We start from the raw sequence: 17,095 nt of genomic DNA, 5'->3' as shown, positions 1-17,095 counted from the left end.
AACCGCGCAGCAAATCTCCGGACGGAGAAAGGCTGCGCGGGCTTTGGACCTATCGGACTCTAAGCTCCGGTTTCCAGTACTACGCGGAAGCGGGCTTTCCCGCTTATCATGCGGTCGTAGGCTTCGGCGGCCTTGTCCAGAGGGAAAGTCTCGATCAGGGGACGAACTCCAGTGATCTCGCTGAACTTGAGCGTGTCCTCAGAGTCCATCGACGTGCCGCTCGGCCATCCCGAAACAGCCTGTTTGGCGAAGATCAGCGGCAGCACGGAGACCTTCAGCGGATCGGACGGTACTCCGACGATCACAAAGTTTCCTTTATAGCCTAGTCCGCCAATGGCTGCCGACATGGCATCGGCATTGGTGATGGTGGCCAGAATTGTTCTGGCTCCGCCCAGCTTCTGCAGGGACTGGGCCACGTCTTCTTTGGTGCTATCGATGTAGTGATGCGCGCCCAGCTTATGCGCAAACTCGGCATTGTGTGCACCACGGGCGATGGCGACGGTGCGAAATCCCATTTTCGCGGCGTACTGTACTCCGAGATGCCCCAGACCACCCATGCCCAGAATGGCGACCGTGTCAGGAGGACGCGCGCCGCTGTTGCGAATCGCATTGAAGGTAGTGATGCCGGCGCACAGCAGAGGCCCGACCTCCGCGCCGCTGAGCGCGTCAGGCACGGCGGCCAGGGCCATCGCCGGCGCGATCAGGTAATCGGCATACCCTCCGTCATAGGAGATACCGGGGATGCGCAGATTCTGGCAGCAGACGTGATCACCGCGGCGGCATGGCTCGCATTTGCCGCAATGGCCTCCATACCAACCGATGCCGACCCGTTGTCCAACCTTCCACTCCGTCACGCCTTCGCCCAGCGCATCCACCAGGCCAGCGACTTCGTGGCCGGGCACGCGCGGATAGGGAATCGGGAAAATTCCTTCCTTGGTGACCGAATCGCTATGGCAAACGCCACATGCCTGCACCCTGACCCGGACCTCTCCCAATGCGGGCTCGGCCACCTCCCTCGTCACCACTTCAATGGGGCCGCCTTTGCTGACTACCTGCGCGAATCGACCGGTCTTCGTGTTTGCCATCCCTGTTCTCCTTCAGCGGCATAATACATCTCCGCAATGAAAATCAATTCATCCCTAAGACACCTCCACCCATCGCAACAGATGCAAAGAACTATCGCCTGGCAATTCGCTCGCGCCGGAAAAGTAACCGCACCGGCGAGTACCATTGATGCTTTGCGCAGTTACCAAATCGACCTCTAGAGTGAGAAATGATCGATCTCAAAACCAGAGCGTGAAGCCTATCTTGGAAACGGTTCGGGCAATCGAATCTCTGCAGGGGTGAAGTGTTGAATACCAATCGTCGTAAGTTTTTCGGAGCCATGGCAATCGCAGGAGCGGCAGCGATCATGCCAAAGGCGGATGCTCAGACCACATCTTCCACAGTGAACCTCGGACCTATCGGCGTGATCGTCAGCCTGAATGGCGCCGTAGTCGGTCTCTTTTCGGCCCTGGCCGATGCTCAGAAGTATGTCTCTGCACAGACAAAGCCTTCGTCTTATACCGTTCAAGTCTGGCTCATCACTCCCGCAGGCCAATCCACTCCATTAAACGGCAGCAATACGTAGTAGAACGTCCGGTGATCCGCAGGCGCGGATCACCTACCCTTCGATAGTTCGTCTACGATCGCATCCACGGCGAATCCGTCGACTCCGCCGGTTGTATCTACAACCATGTGCGGCAGCAATATTTCTTCGAAGCGAGCCTTGATCTCGCGATAGAGTGCAGCGTTGCGGTTGCGCGCCGGATTCTCGGCATCGAGGCGCGCCAGCCGTTGTTCCGCAACTGAGTCGGCGCAGACTACGTGCAGGATCTTCCATGCGGCTCCAGCCAGTTCTGCGGCGCTCACCGCCTCGTCGATTTGTTCCCGGCGAGAGTAGGTGCGGCCATCCAAAAAGACGAACTCGGCGCGAGCATTCCTGGTCAGATAGGCTGCGGCATGAAAGATGGCGCGCATGCAGAGATCGTCCTGCTCGCGCGTGTAGTCAGTGAGCGGTCCGGGAAAAAGCGCTTGGCGGACGCGGTCTTTATCGAGAATCGCGCCGCCCAGTCGATTGGCTAAAGCGCGGGCAAGTGTGCTCTTCCCGGTGCCGGGCAGGCCGGCGAGAATCACCCACACCGTCATTTATTTTTTTCTTTTGGCTGCCACAATTCGACACGGTTTCCCTCGGGGTCGGTGAACCAGCCAAAGTCTCCGAAGTCGTAACGATCGCGTTTGGGATCGACTTCCACACCAGCCGCGGTCAAAGCGTCGAGCATGGCGTCAAGATCGTCGACATGAAAATTGAGCATCGCGGGCTGCGCTACCGGGAAATAGTCGGCATCCGTCCGAAAGAATGCGACGACGGCGCGAGCGCGCTGCTGTGCAGGGTCGAAACCAAAGCAGCCGTCTCGTCTCGTGAGTCCGAGGTGCTTCTCGTACCACTCATAAAGCGCCTTCGGATCCTTCGCCCGCAAAAATGCTCCGCCGATTCCGGTGACCTGAGCCATGATGTCTCCTTCGAGTGTTCAGCATAACCTCGATTGCGCTTTCCGATGGGTCTTTTTCCGACGAGGCGTCGTCTTTAAAAACACAGAGTTCTCGATGGTTGGATCTCGCGGGAAGGAACTCTTTTTTGGGATTGGTGTGCTCGAGGCGTCCTTCTGCTGACTTCGGGCACACCATCGTCCCCGGTCTGACGGTCTTGTCAGATCAGCCTGAATCGGATCTACCTCAAATAGTCTTCGATGGCACAGATCGCGAAGGCCACTCCGGGCTGCGCTTTTCGAGGAAGGCTCTGATTCCCTCCCTGAAATCGTCGGTATCCCGGGCCTGGGCATTGGCCACGATGGCAGCCTCAATTTGCCGATCCAGCTGAGAGCGCGTGAATTCTCCGATGAGTCTCTTCGTCGCCTGCAGCGCCGAGGGACTGTTGGCCAGCAGGCGCTGCGCCAGCCGGTAGGTCTCTTCCATCAGATTTTCCTGGGGGACGATGCGGGTGACCAGTCCTAGATCAAACGCCTCGGCTGCATCGATCAGGCGGCCTGTCAGCAGCAGGTCGCGAGAGCGCTTGTCGCCGATCTGGCTGCGCAGAAAAACCGAGACGATGGCGGGGATGAAGCCAATCTTGACCTCGGTATATCCGAATTTGGCTTTGGGGATGGCGAGTGTGAAGTCGCAGAGAGTGGCAAGGCCCATGCCGCCGGCGATGGCCGCGCCATTGACGGCAGCGATGGTAGGCTTTTGCAGGTCATAGAGGGTGCGCAACAGGCGGGCAATCCGCTCCGAATCGATGCGGTGTTCCTGGGGGCTCTTGTCGCGCATGGCTTCGAGATGCTCGAGGTCCAGTCCGGCGCAAAAGGACGGGCCTGCGCCGGTGAGAATGATGACTCCGCAGGAGGGATCGTTCGCAGCTGCGAGAAAGGCGCCGGTCAGATCTTCGATCATCGCCGGGTTCAGCGCGTTGCGCTTCTCCGGACGATTCATGGTGATGGTGACGACGCCATTCTCACTTCTGATTTCGAGCGTGGCAGAGTGGCCCATAGATCTTCCTCTCGCGCGGAGACAGCTGATCTTACTCCATAAGAAATTGGCGGCTCAACAACGATGAAGCGTGCCAAGTTATCGGCGCTCGCCTCACTGTGTTGAGCCGCCAAATTTCTGCTGAATCCCCTTGCTGGCGGTGATGAGGCTATCGAGGGGCTGCAGTGTGGGCAGCTCCGCACCCAACCGGGCCAGCTCGGCCAGCGCAATCTCGGTCGCCACATTGCCGACCAGCGCATCCTGCGCGAAAGGGCAGCCACCGATGCCGGCGAGAGCCATGTCGAAGCGGCGGCATCCCGCCCGATAGGACGCGGCGACCTTGGCTGCAGCCGTCTCGGGCTGCGCGTGCAGATGAACCCCCAGCTCTACGCCTTCCTGAAGCGTGGGCAAAACCGCGGCAACCAAGGTCTCAACGGCTTCCGGGGAGGCCAGACCTACGGTATCGGCGAGCGAGATCTGCTCGATTCCCGAATCGATGAGCAGATCGCAGGCGGCAATGACCTCTTCGACCGACCAGGGATCGCCATAGGGATTGCCGAAGGCCATCGAAATGTAGGCCACCACGCCCAGGCCGGCCTTGTATGCGGCCTCACCTACGGCGTCGAGGATTTCGACGGACTCCTCGGGAGTCTGGTTCTGATTGCGCCTGAGAAACTCCGGCGAAAGCGAATAGGGAAAGCCCAGCGTGGTTACGGCGCCGGTCGCAATCGCACGCTCGGCGCCCTTGCGGTTGACGACGATGCCGATGATCTCCACATCGTAGTCTGGCTGGGCAAAGGCTAAGACCTGCTCGGAATCCGCCATCTGCGGGACAGCTGCGGCCGACACGAACGACACCGCGTCGACATGCTTGAAGCCAGCCGCGAAGAGGAGGCGGAGATAGTCGGCCTTGATTTCAACAGGGATGGGCCTGGGCAGCCCTTGCCACGCATCCCGGGGACACTCGATGATTTTGACTCGATTGCTCATAAGCTCAATGGGTATGGAAGTAAGTGAGAAGAAGCAGAAATCCGATGCCCAGCGCATGCACGGCGATGACGGTTCCCAGCGCGGCGGCGAGGTGTTTGAACCTCAAGATCAGGGCCATCAGCAATCCATAGAGCGGAAACTGCGCGTACAGCAGGCCCTGCGAAAGGTTGTTGCCGAGATCGTTGGATAATCCGATCACCGGCTCCTTGACCAGGACGACGTAGGGATAGAGAAGGCGCAGCGCCTGCGGTCCTTCAAGCGCGAGAATGCTGGCCGCGTGAATGGCAAAGGGAGTAACGATGATGCCCACCAGCGGCGGCCACCAGATCCCGATGGCCAGCTTCTTCTTTTTTCTGCGCGCCGGAGCACGGCGCTTCTTTTCGGCCGATGATGTCGCGGGCATGTGATGAGGATACTAAAGGACTGGCCGTCCAGGCGTACGCGCTCCCGCGCGAGTCGCTGGACTGCGCTCCCTTTCGCTGACTCCGATCGGGATGACAAGGTTTTGAAGGCTGGGGAGGTGGAATCCCACCCTATGCAAAAAGCTCTCCTAGGGTGGGGCACCCGGCAATACTGTTACGACCTACTTCTACCTAAGTCTGAATGACACCGGCATTGAACTTGGGCACGTCGGGATTGAGAGCGGCGGCTTCTAAGGCGGTCAGGATGGCGTCGCGTGTCTGGGCTGGGTCGATGATGGCGTCTACCCATAGCCGGGCGGCGGCGTAGCGGCAGTCAGTCTGCTCGTCGTAGGTGGCCTTGATGGAGGCCAGCAGCTCCTGCTTTTCTTCGTTGCTCAGCTTCTTGCCGCCGCGCTCCAGCTGTTTGATCTTGATCTCGACGAGAGTATTCGCGGCCGAGGCTCCGCTCATGACCGCGTAGCGCGCGGTCGGCCAGGCAAAAATAAATCTGGGATCGTAGGCCTTGCCGCACATGGCGTAATTTCCTGCCCCGAAGGATCCGCCGACGATCACTGTGATCTTAGGCACGGTGGAATTCGCCACCGCGGTGACCATCTTCGCTCCGGCGCGGATGATGCCACTCCACTCGGCATCGCGTCCCACCATGAAGCCGTTGACGTCGTGCAGAAAGAGGAGCGGGATCAGATTCTGGTTGCAGTCCATGATGAAGCGGGCTGCCTTCTCGGCGCTCTCGGCGTAGATCACGCCGCCGAACTCGATCCGCTTCTCGCCGGCGTGGCTGGACTTGCTCTCAATGTGGGGCTGCGGCTGTTTCTGGTTGGCGACGATGCCGACGGCAAAGCCGCCCACACGGCCATAGCCGCAGAGGACGGTGCGTCCGTAATCGGGCTTGTATTCGTCGAATTCGCTGCGATCGACGATGCGCGCAATTACCTCGTGCATGTCATAGGAGCTGGGCTTGGCCGGATCGGGGTCGAGCAGCGAGTAAAGATCTTCGGCAGGATATTTCGGCGCGTCCTTCTCACCATCGTAAGCAGCGCGGTCAAAGGGCGCGCCGGGACGATGGCCCACCTTCGCGACCAGGGAACGCAGCCGCGCGATGCAGAGATGATCGTTGGGCTCTTTGAAGTCCACGGTGCCGGAGATCTCAGAGTGCATCGCCGCTCCGCCCAGCTCTTCAGCGGAATATTTCTGCCCGATGGCTGCCTGCACCAGCGCCGGACCGGCGAGGAAGAGTCCGCTGCCCTCGGTCATCAACACGTGGTCGGTCATGACCGGCAGATAGGCGCCTCCGGCTACGCACATGCCCATGATGGCGGTCATCTGCGGGATGCCCATCGCGGACATCACTGCGTTGTTGCGGAAGATGCGGCCGAAGTCGTCCTGATCGGGGAAGACGTCTTCCTGCAGCGGCAGAAAGACGCCGGCCGAATCGACCAGATAGAGCGTGGGGATACGGTTCTCCATGGCGATGGTCTGCGCGCGGATCACCTTTTTCGCGGTCATGGGAAAGAACGCGCCGGCCTTCACCGTTGCGTCGTTGGCGATGATCATGCAGAGGCGACCGCAGACGCGGCCCAGCCCGGTGACCGTTCCGGCGGCTGGCGCGCCGCCCCAGTCTTCGTACATGCCGAAGGCCGCGAAGAGAGACAGCTCGAAGAGCTCGGTCTCGGGATCGAGCAGGAGTGCGATGCGCTCGCGCGCCGTGAGCCGCTTCTTGGCGTGCTGCGATTCAATCGCTTTGGCCCCGCCTCCTTCGCGTATCGCCGTCTCCTGCATGCGGAGCTGAGCCAGCAGGGCCAGCATTCCAGCGGCATTGTTTTTTGCGCGGGGATGATTGCGGTCGAGCTTCGAAGGCAGCGTGGTGTTGAGCGAAGAGGGATTCGGATCGGTCATAAGGGACTGGCCAGCATAGCACGGGCTTGGCGGCGCAGGCATTCACGCTACGGGCGTTAGAACAATCGTTCACTTCAGGGGCGTGAGTTTCACAAACGATACCGCAGGCATGGGCATATCGAAATCCAGTGTGATGACGCCCTGGGCTGTAGCGGTGGACGTCGAAAGCGGCACAAGCGTCTGCAGCTGATCCCGTTGATGCAGCACCGCCATTTGCGATTGATCCGGCCACTGCGGGCTGCCCATCGTCTGCCATGCGCCATAGACATTGGAATGCTCGTTGTCGATGCGGTCGTGCTCGATCTGGTAGCGGTTGCCGGGAACGAGTCCGGTAATCGCGAGCGTGAGATGGCGAGCCAGCGCCGGATCGCCGGCTGCTTTCGCGTGCTGCTGCGTCGCGTTGTCGATCAGGAGGGACACGCTGCCGTCTGTAGCGCGGGTGGCCACGCCTTTCACCAGTCCGTCAAAGCCGTCGCCCTGGCCATCCACTGCAATACGATCCGTGCCCAGGCGGTGCAGGAGGTAATAGGTCCAATAGCGAGACTTGCGCAGGCCGTCGAGCCCGATCAATCCAAAGCCGCCATGGAAGAGCTGCCTGGGATTGCCGCTCTCCTCGAAGTAATCGCTGGCCGTCCAGTAGCTGACGCTGGCCGCCTGATCGAGACTGTCGAAGATGTCGCCGGCAGTCGCGGCAGCGCTGTAAGCCGTGTCGCCCACCGTGTCGCCATACTGCGGGGTTACTCCCCACTCCGTGAAATAGACCGGCACATCGGAGAGGCCGTAACGGCGTAGAAGCGGCCGGTAATCGGAGACGGGGAGGTAGTAGTTGTGCATGTCCAGGAAATCGAGCGGCGTGCTCTTCGCTCCGGTCGCGTAATTTCCGGTGGTGATGTGGCGGAGAAATGGCTCCTGGAAGGTGGTGAAGGCGGTGACCGGTCCGCCGATCTTTAGGTTGGGATCAACGGACTTCAGTCCCGTAGCGCTGTAGTCGTAGAGGCGGAAGTAGTCGTCGCGGGTGCCGCTCCAGAAGCCCGGCAGCAGCTTGTTGTCCGGCTCGTTCCACACTTCGAAGGGCCAGCTCTCGACTTCGCGGCGTCCGTACCGGTCGATGAGGTGTTGCGCGAAAGCTGAAACCAACGCCTGCCACTTCGGATAACTCTTGGGCGCGGAACTGATGGCGCGATACTGAAAGATTCCTTGCGCGCGCGGATTCGACGCCAGCGCCTCGGGCATGAAGCTCAACTCGATGAACGGCTTGAGGCCATCCTGCCGGAGAATGTCGTAAAGGCGGTCGACCTTCGACCAATCGTAGTGCGGATTTCCCTGCGCGTCTTCGGTGTAAACGCTGGGATCATCCATGAAGATGCCGTGGGCGCGGATGTACTGGACGCCGAGCGTGTCGTGGGCCAGCTTATTGCCCTGGCGCAGGCCTGCACCTGCAGCGCGAACATGCTCGTTGATGTCGCCTTTGAACATGTAGCTCAGGTGTTCGGAGCCGAGAGCGATCTCCCACTTGTGCTCCAGGGTCCCGATGCTGTGCGCGGCATCGACCTGCATGCAAATCACCGGCTCCGGCGTCGCGATCGATGCGGCGGTTGCCGCGACGACATTGCCGTCGGGGCTCCAGGCGCTGCCGTCGTTCGCGCTCACCCGGTAATAGTAGGTATGTCCCGGGCGGATGTCGGAATCGACAAAGGGGCCGTGCGGCAGGCGCCCGAAGGGCTCTCCCGGAAAGACTCGCTCCACCAGGTTGTCGAGAAAGATGGGAACTTTGCCGTAGGCGGTGCTCACCAGAGCGAAGGGGCCGCCGGGTCTGCTGCTGCGAGCTACCTGGTAGCTTACGGCGTTGGCTTCCGGAGCCCAGGTGATGGTAATGATGCCGCGGCCCGGCGTCGCTCGAACCGAGGTGACCGGGGCAAGCAGCTTCGATTGCGGAAGCGAAGGGGGTGGGACGTAGCGCAGCCAGAGAAAGGCGGTTCCCGCGATCAACAGAACGGCGCAAACCAGGAGCAGCAGAGCCTGCAGCCCCCGACGCACCCACTTCTCCGCCTTATCTACGCTTTCCGACCGCTCTCTCGTTTGCTGCGCCGCTACAACGGATCTCATTTCTCCACCGCAAGTTCAAATCGCTACGGGTAAGACCCGCTGCCAGCTTCGCCCTCCGCACAGGCCGGAAGGCGAGGCTGCTTTCATCCTTTACACGTTATCTCATGCAGCAGGAAGAAGCTTGCGAATCATGAGATGCATGTTTTATTGGGTCGCCAGGCTTCCCCGCAAACCCAATACATCGGCATTCTTCTGCATCGCGGTGATGCAAAAAGCGATGTGATCGTCCACGGGCACGCCGAGCTCCGAGGCCCCGGTGAGAATATCGTCACGATGCACTCCGCGCGCGAAGGCTTTGTCCTTCATTTTCTTTTTTACCCCGGCCACATCCACGTCGAAGATGGATTTTGTGGGTTTGACCAGGGAGCAGGCAGTCAAAAAGCCGGACAGCTCATCACAGGCAAAGAGGGCCTTGTCGAGATGGCTGACGCGCGGCACGCCGGAATAGGAGGCATGACCGAGAATCGCCGTCCGAATCTCTTGCGGCCAACCCTGTTCCGCGAGCAAGCGGGTGCCGACGAAAGGATGCTCTTCGAGGGAAGGATGGCGCTCGTAGTCGAAGTCGTGCAGCAGGCCGGTCGTCGCGTACAGGACGAGGAAGTTTTCGCGCTCGTCTTCGGTTAGCCCGCGTGTATCGGCTTCCTTTTCGCCGTAGGCGAGCACGCAGGTTTCCACGCCCAGCGCGTGCTTGATCAGGCTCGGCGATTGCGTCCATTCGTTCAGAAGAATCCATGCGCGCTCGCGTGTGTAGCGCTCGTCTAATGCCATACTACTTCTCTCCTCTTAAACACACCGATTCGGTTTTCTTCGGGTTTCTTCCGTGTTTCTTTGGTTGAATCACAGTTTTCACTTGACAATGAAGATACCTCAGATGCAAGCTCAAACACAGTTGCTTCGACTGCGGGTACAATCCGCCTTCGAGGCGACGCGAGTAGCCCGCTCTGGCCACTTCGCTACAACATATGGCAACTACCTTAGCTACCGTCGAGGCGCGTGAGGTACTTCGCTGTGAGCACTGCAGTCTGGTGCAGTTTCGCACAACGAATTCCCTTTGCCGGCGCTGCCACAAGCCACTCGAGATCGAAGAGCCTGAACCCCAGCTGCCTCAGCTTGTCGTTGCCTCAGCCGCTGCGGTCGAGGAAGACGATATCGACGTGGCGCGCGCGGTCCGCGACATCCGCCACTCGCGAGGCATGAGCCAGCGCCAGCTCGCCGGACGCATGCTGGTTCCCCGCACCTATATTTCTAAGATCGAGAACGGTAAGGCCATGCCTACCTTGTCCTCGCTCGAACGGCTGGCCAAAGCGCTCGAAGTAAACATCTGCGCGCTGCTGCGCGATGCCCGGAGCCGGCGGCAAGCGGAGACCAACGCGATCATGTCAGACGTATTTCTGGCCGAGATCGCATCGCTGATGCCCCGTCTCGATGGATTTCAGAAGTCGATGTTCCTGAATCAGGTTCGGGAGATGGCGTCGGGACGCAAGCGCACACAGGCTGTCAGCTAATACGGTCAGCTAAAATCGTCTGGGAATCGGAATACTTCCGCGTATACGGCGGCAACGTTCCCTGATTCTTACGTTCCCGGGTTCTAAGGTTCCCGGGTTCTACTGACCGCAACGCTGGAGTCATCGCCTTGGTTCGGATCGATCCTGCTCATAGCTCCGCCGCCGATATTTACCGACTCATGGTGGGAGCCATCGTGCCGCGTCCCATTGCCTTCGTCTCGTCGACGGATGCGAACGGGGTCGGCAATCTCGCGCCCTTCAGCTACTTCACCGCCTGCAGCTCGAATCCTCCCGTGATCTGCTTTTGCACCGCGGTGGGCAGCGATCCGCGGCCGCACAAAGACACCCTGAGCAATATCCGGGCGACGGGGGAGTTTGTCGTCAATATTGTCTCCGAAGAGATCGCCGAGCAGATGAATGCCTGCTCCGCATCGGTAGCGCCTGAAGTCGATGAATTCGACCTGTCAGGGCTTACTCGGCTGCCCAGCGAACTGGTTCGACCTCCGCGCGTAGCCGAGAGCCATGTGCAGATGGAGTGCCGGCTCAACCAGATCGTCACGGTCAGCGATAAACCGGGCGGGGGCCTCCTGGTCCTGGGCGAGGTGCTGCTCTTTCATATCGACGAGGCGGTTCTGGATGGCGACAAGATCGATCCGGCGCGTCTCAAGGCCATTGGCCGCATGGGCGGACCGACGTACGTCCGGACCCACGACCGCTTCGACATGACCCGCCCCAAGTAGCTCCATCCTGAAGAGTTTGTAAGCTCCTTGCTGTATGATTGCCGGGTTCTCGATCGGCGTGCTACGGTCGGGCAGGGATGCAGATTTTCTCTGGCGCTGAAGGCCAGTGTTCGCCTGAGCCATCTGAAGGAAAGGAAATCTTCTCTCCCCTGGCAGTGTCGGCAAACCGCCGCACCTGCGAAAATGGAATAGAGGAACCCGTTGTCTCTTAATTTCAGCCGCGTTCACGAACTGCCTTCCGACGAGCTGGCCGTCTACCGTCGCCTCGACCCGACGCGTCTCCCCAAGCACGTCGCGATTATTATGGACGGCAATGGCCGCTGGGCGGGCAAGCGCAGCCTGAAGCGCTTTCTTGGCCACCAGCAGGGCGCCGAATCGGTTCAGTACGTGGTCGAGACCGCCTCCCGGATCGGCCTTCCCTGGCTCACCCTCTATGCATTCTCGCTCGAAAACAATCTGCGCCGCCCCAAGCTCGAAGTCAGCTTCCTGATGCGCCTGCTGCGGACCTATCTCAGCAACAACGTGCAGCGGATGAACGACAACAATGTTCGCATTCAGTACATCGGCCGCACCCATGAGCTGGAAGGCGAAGTGCGCGAGCGCATGGAATGGGCCGCGGATGCGACCAAGCACAATACCGGCACGGTCCTGACGCTGGCATTGAACTACGGCGCGAGGTCGGAGCTGGTTGACGCCTTCCGGGCGCTCCACAGAGAAATTCAGGCCAAGGAGCTTCGCCTGGAGGATCTTACGGAGCAGGATATTCAGCGCCATCTCTACACGGCGCACATGCCCGACCCCGATCTCCTGATCCGCACCTCAGGCGAGATGCGCGTCTCCAACTACCTGCTGTGGCAGATCGCCTACTCCGAAATCTTCGTGACCGAGCGGCTCTGGCCGGATTTCCGGGGTATCCATATGCTGGAAGCGATTGAAGATTATCAGCGCCGCGAGCGCCGGTATGGAGGGTTGGGCGACGGCTCGGAATCCGACGACGTGGCACAGCTGCCGGCCAAAGCGCTGGTCCCGAGATAATCTTTCTGGATTTGAGAAGCAGAAGACCCTGGACCAAGGCCTGGGGCTGAAGCCCTCAGAATTCGATCGATGTATTCGTGAGGCTGAAGCCTCACGCTCCCTCCGAAAAACAAGCCGTCGGGTTTTCCACCGTCCTTATCACTAACAGAAATGGCCGCGATGCTGTCGCGGCCATTTCTGTTTCCGGTTGAATTTGCAGAACCGAATGGTTCGCGGCTGGGATTACTGGTTTGCGGCTACGCCGCCGGGGGCAACAATGACCCTCTGCGGAGCAGTCAGCTTCGTATTTGGCGCCTGCAGCTTCACCTTCAGCGTGGCCACTTCAGGCTTGGCTTTGGCGGGCGCCACATATCCCAGCTCGTACTGGTTCTGGAGACGGCGGTTCAGATCCTCGAAGAAGGGGCTGAAGGACACCGGGTTGCTGAATCCCTGCAGATAATCCGTACCGCCGGTGGCGTCGGTCACAATCGACATCAGATTCTGGCCGGTGTTGATGCCGCGGAAGGTGCTGCTTACAAAACCGGTGTCATGCCAGTAAATGGAGTTGACTACCAATCCAGCGCGCACCGAATCGTTGATCGCAGACTGCAGATATGGGTCGTCGGGGTCGAAGCGCGGGTTATAGGGATCGAATCCGTCCGTGATCATGACTACGATGCGACGGTTTTCGCGGTTGGTCGAGGGCCAGTTCTTGGCAAGATCGGACAAGCAGAAGTAAGGGCTGGCGCTGCCCCCGGGGATACCGCCCGGCAGATGAAGCGCCTTGAGCGCCTCGGCCTTATCCGCGGTCAGGCGTCCCGGCATATAGGCCCGGCCATTCTGCATATAAGCGATGGCGACTTCTGTGGTCGGCGGAAGCCCCTGGACAAACTGGCGAATGTCATCCAGCTGACGGCCAAGGCTGTTGCGGGCACCGCTGTCGATCAGGACGACCAGCTCCGCACCGGCGCGGTCGCCGCGCAGAGGCGTCAAATTGCTGACCTCCGTCGTTTTGCCATTCACCTGGACCTTGAAATCCTGGGCCCGGAGGTTCGCGGGAGCCTCAGAATTCTTAGTCATGACGGTAATAACGGACTGCGCCGGAACGCTGTCCGAGCCCTGCCCGAAAGCATAAGTAACAGCCATAAGACCGATACCGGCAGCGGCAACAACAACTCGATTCAATTTCATCTCGTTCTCCTTCGATCCCGATACTGAGACCGGCACCGATCTACTCGTTCTGTTAGATGTAGACCCCGAATTCGTGACTCAGTTGTTAAGACGGCATCCTTCTCCGGTTGGACCCGGCCGCAACAAAATCCAGACAAAACTAACGTGTATCCTCAACTTCAAGATGAAACGAGTTGTTACCGCTGCAGTTCTGATCCCCTTAGTCCTGCTGCTGATCTTCAAAGGTCCTTTTTGGTTGATTACCCCCGTGGTCGGCTTGGTGGCTGGGTTGGCTCTATGGGAATATCTCGCCCTTGCCGACGCCCAGGGTGCGAAAACGCCCCGAATCGCGACGCTCATTGGCGTGGGTCTGGTGTTTCTATGCGTCTTTTACCGTCCGGAGCTGCTGGCGCAGCTACTGGGAGCGGTGGCTCTGGTCTTGCTTATCGTTTGCGCCTTCCGGTCGCCCATCGAGCGGGTTCTCACGGACGCTGCGTTCTCCCTGTTCGGCGTACTTTATGTGGGCCTGACTTTGGCGACGATTCCGTTGATCAGCGCGCAGGAAAACGGCCCATCTCTGCTGCTATTCCTCTTCTTTGTGGTGTGGGCGGGAGATATTGCCGCGCTCTATGTCGGCCGGAGCCTGGGAAAGAGGAAGCTTGCCCCGGCGATCAGCCCGGGCAAGACCTGGGAGGGTTCCATCGCATCGGTAGTGGGCAGCGTGATTGTGGGAGTGCTGCTTGTCCTGCTGGCGGGCGCACTGGCGCGCAGAAATGTGGAGACCCTGTTCTATCCCGGCTCGATGGGACGATGGATTTTCCTGGCCGTGCTGCTGAATGTCGCAGCGCAGGTGGGCGATCTTGTAGAGTCAGCCATCAAGCGTGGCGCCGGTGTGAAGGACTCGGGAGCGATGCTTCCCGGCCATGGCGGCATTCTCGACCGTATCGACGCCCTGCTGCTGGCGGCGCCGGTGCTGTGGTACGCTCTATTAATGCAGCAGACCTTCTAGCGTAGCTAAGTCTATCGCATTCATGAGTTTACGACGTTGAAGCAGATCGCCATCCTAGGCTCTACCGGCTCCATTGGACAGAGCACCCTCAGTGTCATCGAAAAGCATCCGGAGCGCTTTGCCGTAGCTTCCCTGGCGGCGGGCCGGAATCTGGATGCGGCGTTTGAGCAGTGCAGCCGCTGGCGTCCCAGCGTCGTCTCCATGGCCACGGAGGAACTGGCCAGCGCGCTTGAAGTTCGGCTGCGCGAGGCCGACGTCACGGGGATCGAGGTTGTCTTCGGTACGGCCGGCACGGTCCGTGTTGCAACGGTGGCCGAAGCGGATTTCGTCGTTTCCGCGATTGTGGGTGTAGCCGGACTTGAGGCGACACATGCCGCTGTTCTGGCGGGAAAGCCGATTGGCCTGGCGAACAAAGAGGCGATGGTGGCCGCCGGCGAGATTTTGACCGCAGCAGCCCGGGCCAAGAATGTCCCGCTTCTTCCCATCGACTCCGAACACAATGCTGTCCATCAGTGCATGCGAGCAGGCGACCGGCAGGAAGTCAAGCGTATCTGGCTGACAGCGTCGGGCGGTCCGTTCCGCAACCTTCCGCGCAGCGAGTTCGACAAAATTACGGTCGAACAGGCGCTGAAACACCCCACCTGGGTGATGGGCCGCCGCATCACGATCGATTCCGCAACTCTTCTGAATAAAGGACTTGAGATCATCGAGGCGTGCCGGTTATTCGATCTGCCACCCTCGGCGGTGAAGGTGACGGTACATCCGGAATCGACCGTGCATTCGCTGGTCGAGTACGTGGACGGGAGCATTCTGGCTCAGATCTCGGTCACCGACATGCGGCTGCCGATCCTGTACGCCATGAGCTATCCCGAGCGGGTGGAGTCGGATCTGACCTTCGATCTCTCGGCGCTGTCGCAGCTGAACTTCCAGCCGCCGGATTTCGAACGATTCCCTTGCCTGCGGTTGGCCTATGAAGCAGCTGAAGTCGGGGGGGCTCATCCCATTGCGTTGAATGCAGCGGATGAAATCGCAGTGGAAGCCTTCCTCGAAAGAGCCATCCCGTTTTCCGCCATCCCGCGTACAATTGAGAGAGTATTACAGGCAACCCCCGAGACCCACCCTGCAACCATCGCCGAGGTGCTCGCGCTCGACCAACAGGCGCGCGAGGCCGCCGCAGAAGCAATTGCATTGGCCGGCCGGGCATCTTCGCAGATCAGCGTCTAGATTCCACAGTCATTCGCCGGCGACGGAGAGAGACTGCGCTGTCATTAGGGAATTCGCGAAATTATGTCTTTTGCTTTTACTGCTCTCGTTTCCATGCTCATCGTTCTGGGCATCATGGTGCTCGTCCATGAGTTTGGGCATTTTGCCGTTGCCAAATTCTTTAAAGTACGGGTTGAGGTTTTCTCGATCGGCTTCGGCAAGCGGCTCTTTGGGTTTCGCCGCGGGGATACCGATTACCGCCTGAGCCTGCTGCCGCTTGGCGGATACGTAAAGATGGCCGGCGAGACGCCGGGAGAGGCACGGACCGGCGATCCTGATGAATTTGCATCCCATCCCCGCTGGCAGAGAGTTCTCATAGGTCTGGCTGGACCGGTAGCCAACTTCATTCTGGCTTTCGTTCTGATGACCGGGCTCTACATGATGCACAACGAGGTCGAGAATTATCTGGCTGGTCCGGCCATCACCGACTTCGTACCCCAGGATTCACCCGCCGGACACGCCGGCATCCAGGCCGGCGATCTCATCGTGCGCTTCGACAAGGATAAGAATCCGACCTGGGAACAGGTTCGGATGCGCGCCGCGCTCGACGTGAACTCGCAGGTTCCGGTGACCGTGGAACGCACGGTCGATGGCAAGACGCAGACCTTCAACACCCAGCTTTATCTTGCCGACCCGACGAAGGGCGATGACTTCGAGATCGAATCAGTCGGCCTCATGCCCAAAGTCCAGAACAGCCCGCTCGGTGTACGCGATGTAATGCCTGGCAACCCGGCGGACAAGGCCGGTATGAAGACGGGCGACGCGATTGTCGCAATCAATGGTCAAGCGGTGCACTCGGTAGCCGCTGTTATGGCGTTTCTCCAGCAGACACAAGGTAAGCCCGTGGATCTGACCATACAGCGCGGAGACCAGACACTCCAGCTGACGGCGCAGCCCATCTGGGCCGACGATGGCGCGGGCCACCTGGGATATCGCCTCGGCTTTCATCCTGCGCAGGCACCTTTCCATGTCGAGCAGCTGCCGCTGAGCCGAGCCGTGGGACAGTCGGTCACGTTCAATCTCAATAATTCCGGATATATTCTCGACGTTCTCAAGCGCCTGGTAACACGACGCTCGAATGTACAGCAGTTGAGCGGTCCGATTGGCATTGCGCGCGAGACCGGCGAGGCTGTATCCATGCCAGGATGGCAGCCGCTGATCGCGTTGATGTCCCTGATCAGTCTGAACCTGGGCATCTTCAACCTGCTGCCCATCCCCATCCTCGATGGCGGGATGATTCTGCTGCTGCTGATCGAAGGCACGCTGCGCCGCGACCTGAATCAGGAATTCAAGGAGCGCGTTTATCAGGTCGCCTTCGTGATGCTGATTTTGTTCGCAGCGTTCGTCATGTTCAACGACGTGGCCAAGCTGAATATCCTCTCCAAACTGAAGCCGTAGGCAGATGAACTCAAACGC

The 17,095-nt window shown here is 59.8% G+C and carries 17 protein-coding genes; 7 read left to right on the top strand and 10 right to left on the bottom strand.

The window, feature by feature from the left end; all coding sequences use genetic code 11:
- Window positions 1–59: 59 nt before the first annotated feature.
- Complete coding sequence (locus XX99_RS03370) at window positions 60–1,085, bottom strand: alcohol dehydrogenase (RefSeq protein ID WP_050057931.1); 1,026 nt, start codon at window positions 1,083–1,085, stop codon at window positions 60–62.
- A gap of 299 nt (window positions 1,086–1,384) precedes the next feature.
- Here XX99_RS03370 and XX99_RS03365 point away from each other — a divergent pair, with 299 nt between their 5' ends.
- The gene (locus tag XX99_RS03365) at window positions 1,385–1,630 is read left to right on the top strand and encodes a hypothetical protein (protein WP_156185767.1); all 246 of its coding nucleotides are present in this window, start codon (window positions 1,385–1,387) and stop codon (window positions 1,628–1,630) included.
- A 29-nt stretch (window positions 1,631–1,659) separates the two neighbouring features.
- Here the strand turns inward: XX99_RS03365 and XX99_RS03360 are convergent, their stop codons facing one another.
- The 8 genes from XX99_RS03360 to XX99_RS03325 all read right to left on the bottom strand — a co-directional run bounded on the left by XX99_RS03360 (window position 1,660) and on the right by XX99_RS03325 (window position 9,746).
- Window positions 1,660–2,187 (bottom strand): AAA family ATPase, encoded by a 528-nt coding sequence (locus XX99_RS03360; protein ID WP_050057929.1) that lies wholly within the window; start codon window positions 2,185–2,187, stop codon window positions 1,660–1,662.
- A complete protein-coding gene (locus XX99_RS03355) occupies window positions 2,184–2,552 on the bottom strand; it encodes a VOC family protein (RefSeq protein WP_050057928.1) in 369 nt (122 codons plus the stop codon). Before XX99_RS03355 ends, XX99_RS03360 begins: the two co-directional genes overlap by 4 nt.
- A 223-nt stretch (window positions 2,553–2,775) precedes the next feature.
- Window positions 2,776–3,585: an enoyl-CoA hydratase/isomerase family protein gene (locus XX99_RS03350; RefSeq protein WP_050057927.1), complete on the bottom strand. Its 810-nt coding sequence runs from the start codon at window positions 3,583–3,585 to the stop codon at window positions 2,776–2,778.
- A 93-nt stretch (window positions 3,586–3,678) separates the two neighbouring features.
- Window positions 3,679–4,554, bottom strand: coding sequence for a hydroxymethylglutaryl-CoA lyase (locus XX99_RS03345; RefSeq protein ID WP_050057926.1), 876 nt, complete (start codon window positions 4,552–4,554; stop codon window positions 3,679–3,681).
- A 4-nt stretch (window positions 4,555–4,558) separates the two neighbouring features.
- Entirely contained in the window at window positions 4,559–4,957 is a 399-nt protein-coding gene (locus XX99_RS03340; protein ID WP_156185766.1) for a hypothetical protein, read from the bottom strand.
- Between the two features lie 190 nt (window positions 4,958–5,147).
- Window positions 5,148–6,872 carry an acyl-CoA carboxylase subunit beta gene (locus XX99_RS03335; RefSeq protein ID WP_050058098.1) on the bottom strand — a complete coding sequence of 575 codons (1,725 nt, stop codon included), beginning with the start codon at window positions 6,870–6,872 and terminating at the stop codon, window positions 5,148–5,150.
- 69 nt (window positions 6,873–6,941) lie between these two features.
- Window positions 6,942–8,978, bottom strand: a complete 2,037-nt coding sequence (locus XX99_RS03330) for a GH39 family glycosyl hydrolase (RefSeq protein ID WP_050057924.1) — start codon at window positions 8,976–8,978, stop codon at window positions 6,942–6,944.
- A gap of 144 nt (window positions 8,979–9,122) precedes the next feature.
- Window positions 9,123–9,746: an HAD family hydrolase gene (locus XX99_RS03325; RefSeq protein ID WP_050057923.1), complete on the bottom strand. Its 624-nt coding sequence runs from the start codon at window positions 9,744–9,746 to the stop codon at window positions 9,123–9,125.
- 194 nt (window positions 9,747–9,940) lie between these two features.
- Here XX99_RS03325 and XX99_RS03320 point away from each other — a divergent pair, with 194 nt between their 5' ends.
- The 3 genes from XX99_RS03320 to XX99_RS03310 all read left to right on the top strand — a co-directional run bounded on the left by XX99_RS03320 (window position 9,941) and on the right by XX99_RS03310 (window position 12,258).
- Complete coding sequence (locus XX99_RS03320) at window positions 9,941–10,483, top strand: helix-turn-helix domain-containing protein (RefSeq protein ID WP_050057922.1); 543 nt, start codon at window positions 9,941–9,943, stop codon at window positions 10,481–10,483.
- A 128-nt stretch (window positions 10,484–10,611) separates the two neighbouring features.
- Window positions 10,612–11,223 carry a flavin reductase family protein gene (locus XX99_RS03315; RefSeq protein WP_231581126.1) on the top strand — a complete coding sequence of 204 codons (612 nt, stop codon included), beginning with the start codon at window positions 10,612–10,614 and terminating at the stop codon, window positions 11,221–11,223.
- Window positions 11,224–11,424: 201 nt separating this feature from the next.
- Window positions 11,425–12,258 (top strand): isoprenyl transferase, encoded by an 834-nt coding sequence (locus XX99_RS03310; protein ID WP_231581125.1) that lies wholly within the window; start codon window positions 11,425–11,427, stop codon window positions 12,256–12,258.
- 222 nt (window positions 12,259–12,480) lie between these two features.
- Here the strand turns inward: XX99_RS03310 and XX99_RS03305 are convergent, their stop codons facing one another.
- Entirely contained in the window at window positions 12,481–13,428 is a 948-nt protein-coding gene (locus XX99_RS03305; protein ID WP_050057921.1) for a vWA domain-containing protein, read from the bottom strand.
- A gap of 163 nt (window positions 13,429–13,591) precedes the next feature.
- Here XX99_RS03305 and XX99_RS03300 point away from each other — a divergent pair, with 163 nt between their 5' ends.
- The 3 genes from XX99_RS03300 (at window position 13,592) to rseP (ending at window position 17,077) form a co-directional block, all read left to right on the top strand.
- Window positions 13,592–14,416 (top strand): phosphatidate cytidylyltransferase, encoded by an 825-nt coding sequence (locus XX99_RS03300; RefSeq protein WP_050057920.1) that lies wholly within the window; start codon window positions 13,592–13,594, stop codon window positions 14,414–14,416.
- Window positions 14,417–14,452: 36 nt separating this feature from the next.
- Window positions 14,453–15,640, top strand: a complete 1,188-nt coding sequence (locus tag XX99_RS03295) for a 1-deoxy-D-xylulose-5-phosphate reductoisomerase (protein ID WP_050057919.1) — start codon at window positions 14,453–14,455, stop codon at window positions 15,638–15,640.
- 63 nt (window positions 15,641–15,703) lie between these two features.
- On the top strand, window positions 15,704–17,077 hold the full coding sequence (gene rseP / locus XX99_RS03290) for an RIP metalloprotease RseP (RefSeq protein WP_050057918.1): 1,374 nt from the start codon (window positions 15,704–15,706) through the stop codon (window positions 17,075–17,077).
- Window positions 17,078–17,095 lie beyond the last annotated feature (18 nt).

Origin of the sequence: Silvibacterium bohemicum (assembly GCF_001006305.1) — a bacterium.
Lineage (GTDB): Bacteria > Acidobacteriota > Terriglobia > Terriglobales > Acidobacteriaceae > Silvibacterium > Silvibacterium bohemicum.
Note: the sequence above shows the minus strand (reverse complement) of the source record. Positions and strands in the feature narration are given on the sequence as shown.

Bases quoted from the DNA above. Each gene is read 5' to 3' on its own strand.
- XX99_RS03370 (WP_050057931.1), bottom strand. From the start codon at position 1,085: ATGGCAAACACGAAGACCGGTCGATTCGCGCAGGTAGTCAGCAAAGGC.
- XX99_RS03365 (WP_156185767.1), top strand. From the start codon at position 1,385: ATGGCAATCGCAGGAGCGGCAGCGATCATGCCAAAGGCGGATGCTCAG.
- XX99_RS03360 (WP_050057929.1), bottom strand. From the start codon at position 2,187: ATGACGGTGTGGGTGATTCTCGCCGGCCTGCCCGGCACCGGGAAGAGC.
- XX99_RS03355 (WP_050057928.1), bottom strand. From the start codon at position 2,552: ATGGCTCAGGTCACCGGAATCGGCGGAGCATTTTTGCGGGCGAAGGAT.
- XX99_RS03350 (WP_050057927.1), bottom strand. From the start codon at position 3,585: ATGGGCCACTCTGCCACGCTCGAAATCAGAAGTGAGAATGGCGTCGTC.
- XX99_RS03345 (WP_050057926.1), bottom strand. From the start codon at position 4,554: ATGAGCAATCGAGTCAAAATCATCGAGTGTCCCCGGGATGCGTGGCAA.
- XX99_RS03340 (WP_156185766.1), bottom strand. From the start codon at position 4,957: ATGCCCGCGACATCATCGGCCGAAAAGAAGCGCCGTGCTCCGGCGCGC.
- XX99_RS03335 (WP_050058098.1), bottom strand. From the start codon at position 6,872: ATGACCGATCCGAATCCCTCTTCGCTCAACACCACGCTGCCTTCGAAG.
- XX99_RS03330 (WP_050057924.1), bottom strand. From the start codon at position 8,978: ATGAGATCCGTTGTAGCGGCGCAGCAAACGAGAGAGCGGTCGGAAAGC.
- XX99_RS03325 (WP_050057923.1), bottom strand. From the start codon at position 9,746: ATGGCATTAGACGAGCGCTACACACGCGAGCGCGCATGGATTCTTCTG.
- XX99_RS03320 (WP_050057922.1), top strand. From the start codon at position 9,941: ATGGCAACTACCTTAGCTACCGTCGAGGCGCGTGAGGTACTTCGCTGT.
- XX99_RS03305 (WP_050057921.1), bottom strand. From the start codon at position 13,428: ATGAAATTGAATCGAGTTGTTGTTGCCGCTGCCGGTATCGGTCTTATG.
- XX99_RS03300 (WP_050057920.1), top strand. From the start codon at position 13,592: ATGAAACGAGTTGTTACCGCTGCAGTTCTGATCCCCTTAGTCCTGCTG.
- rseP (WP_050057918.1), top strand. From the start codon at position 15,704: ATGTCTTTTGCTTTTACTGCTCTCGTTTCCATGCTCATCGTTCTGGGC.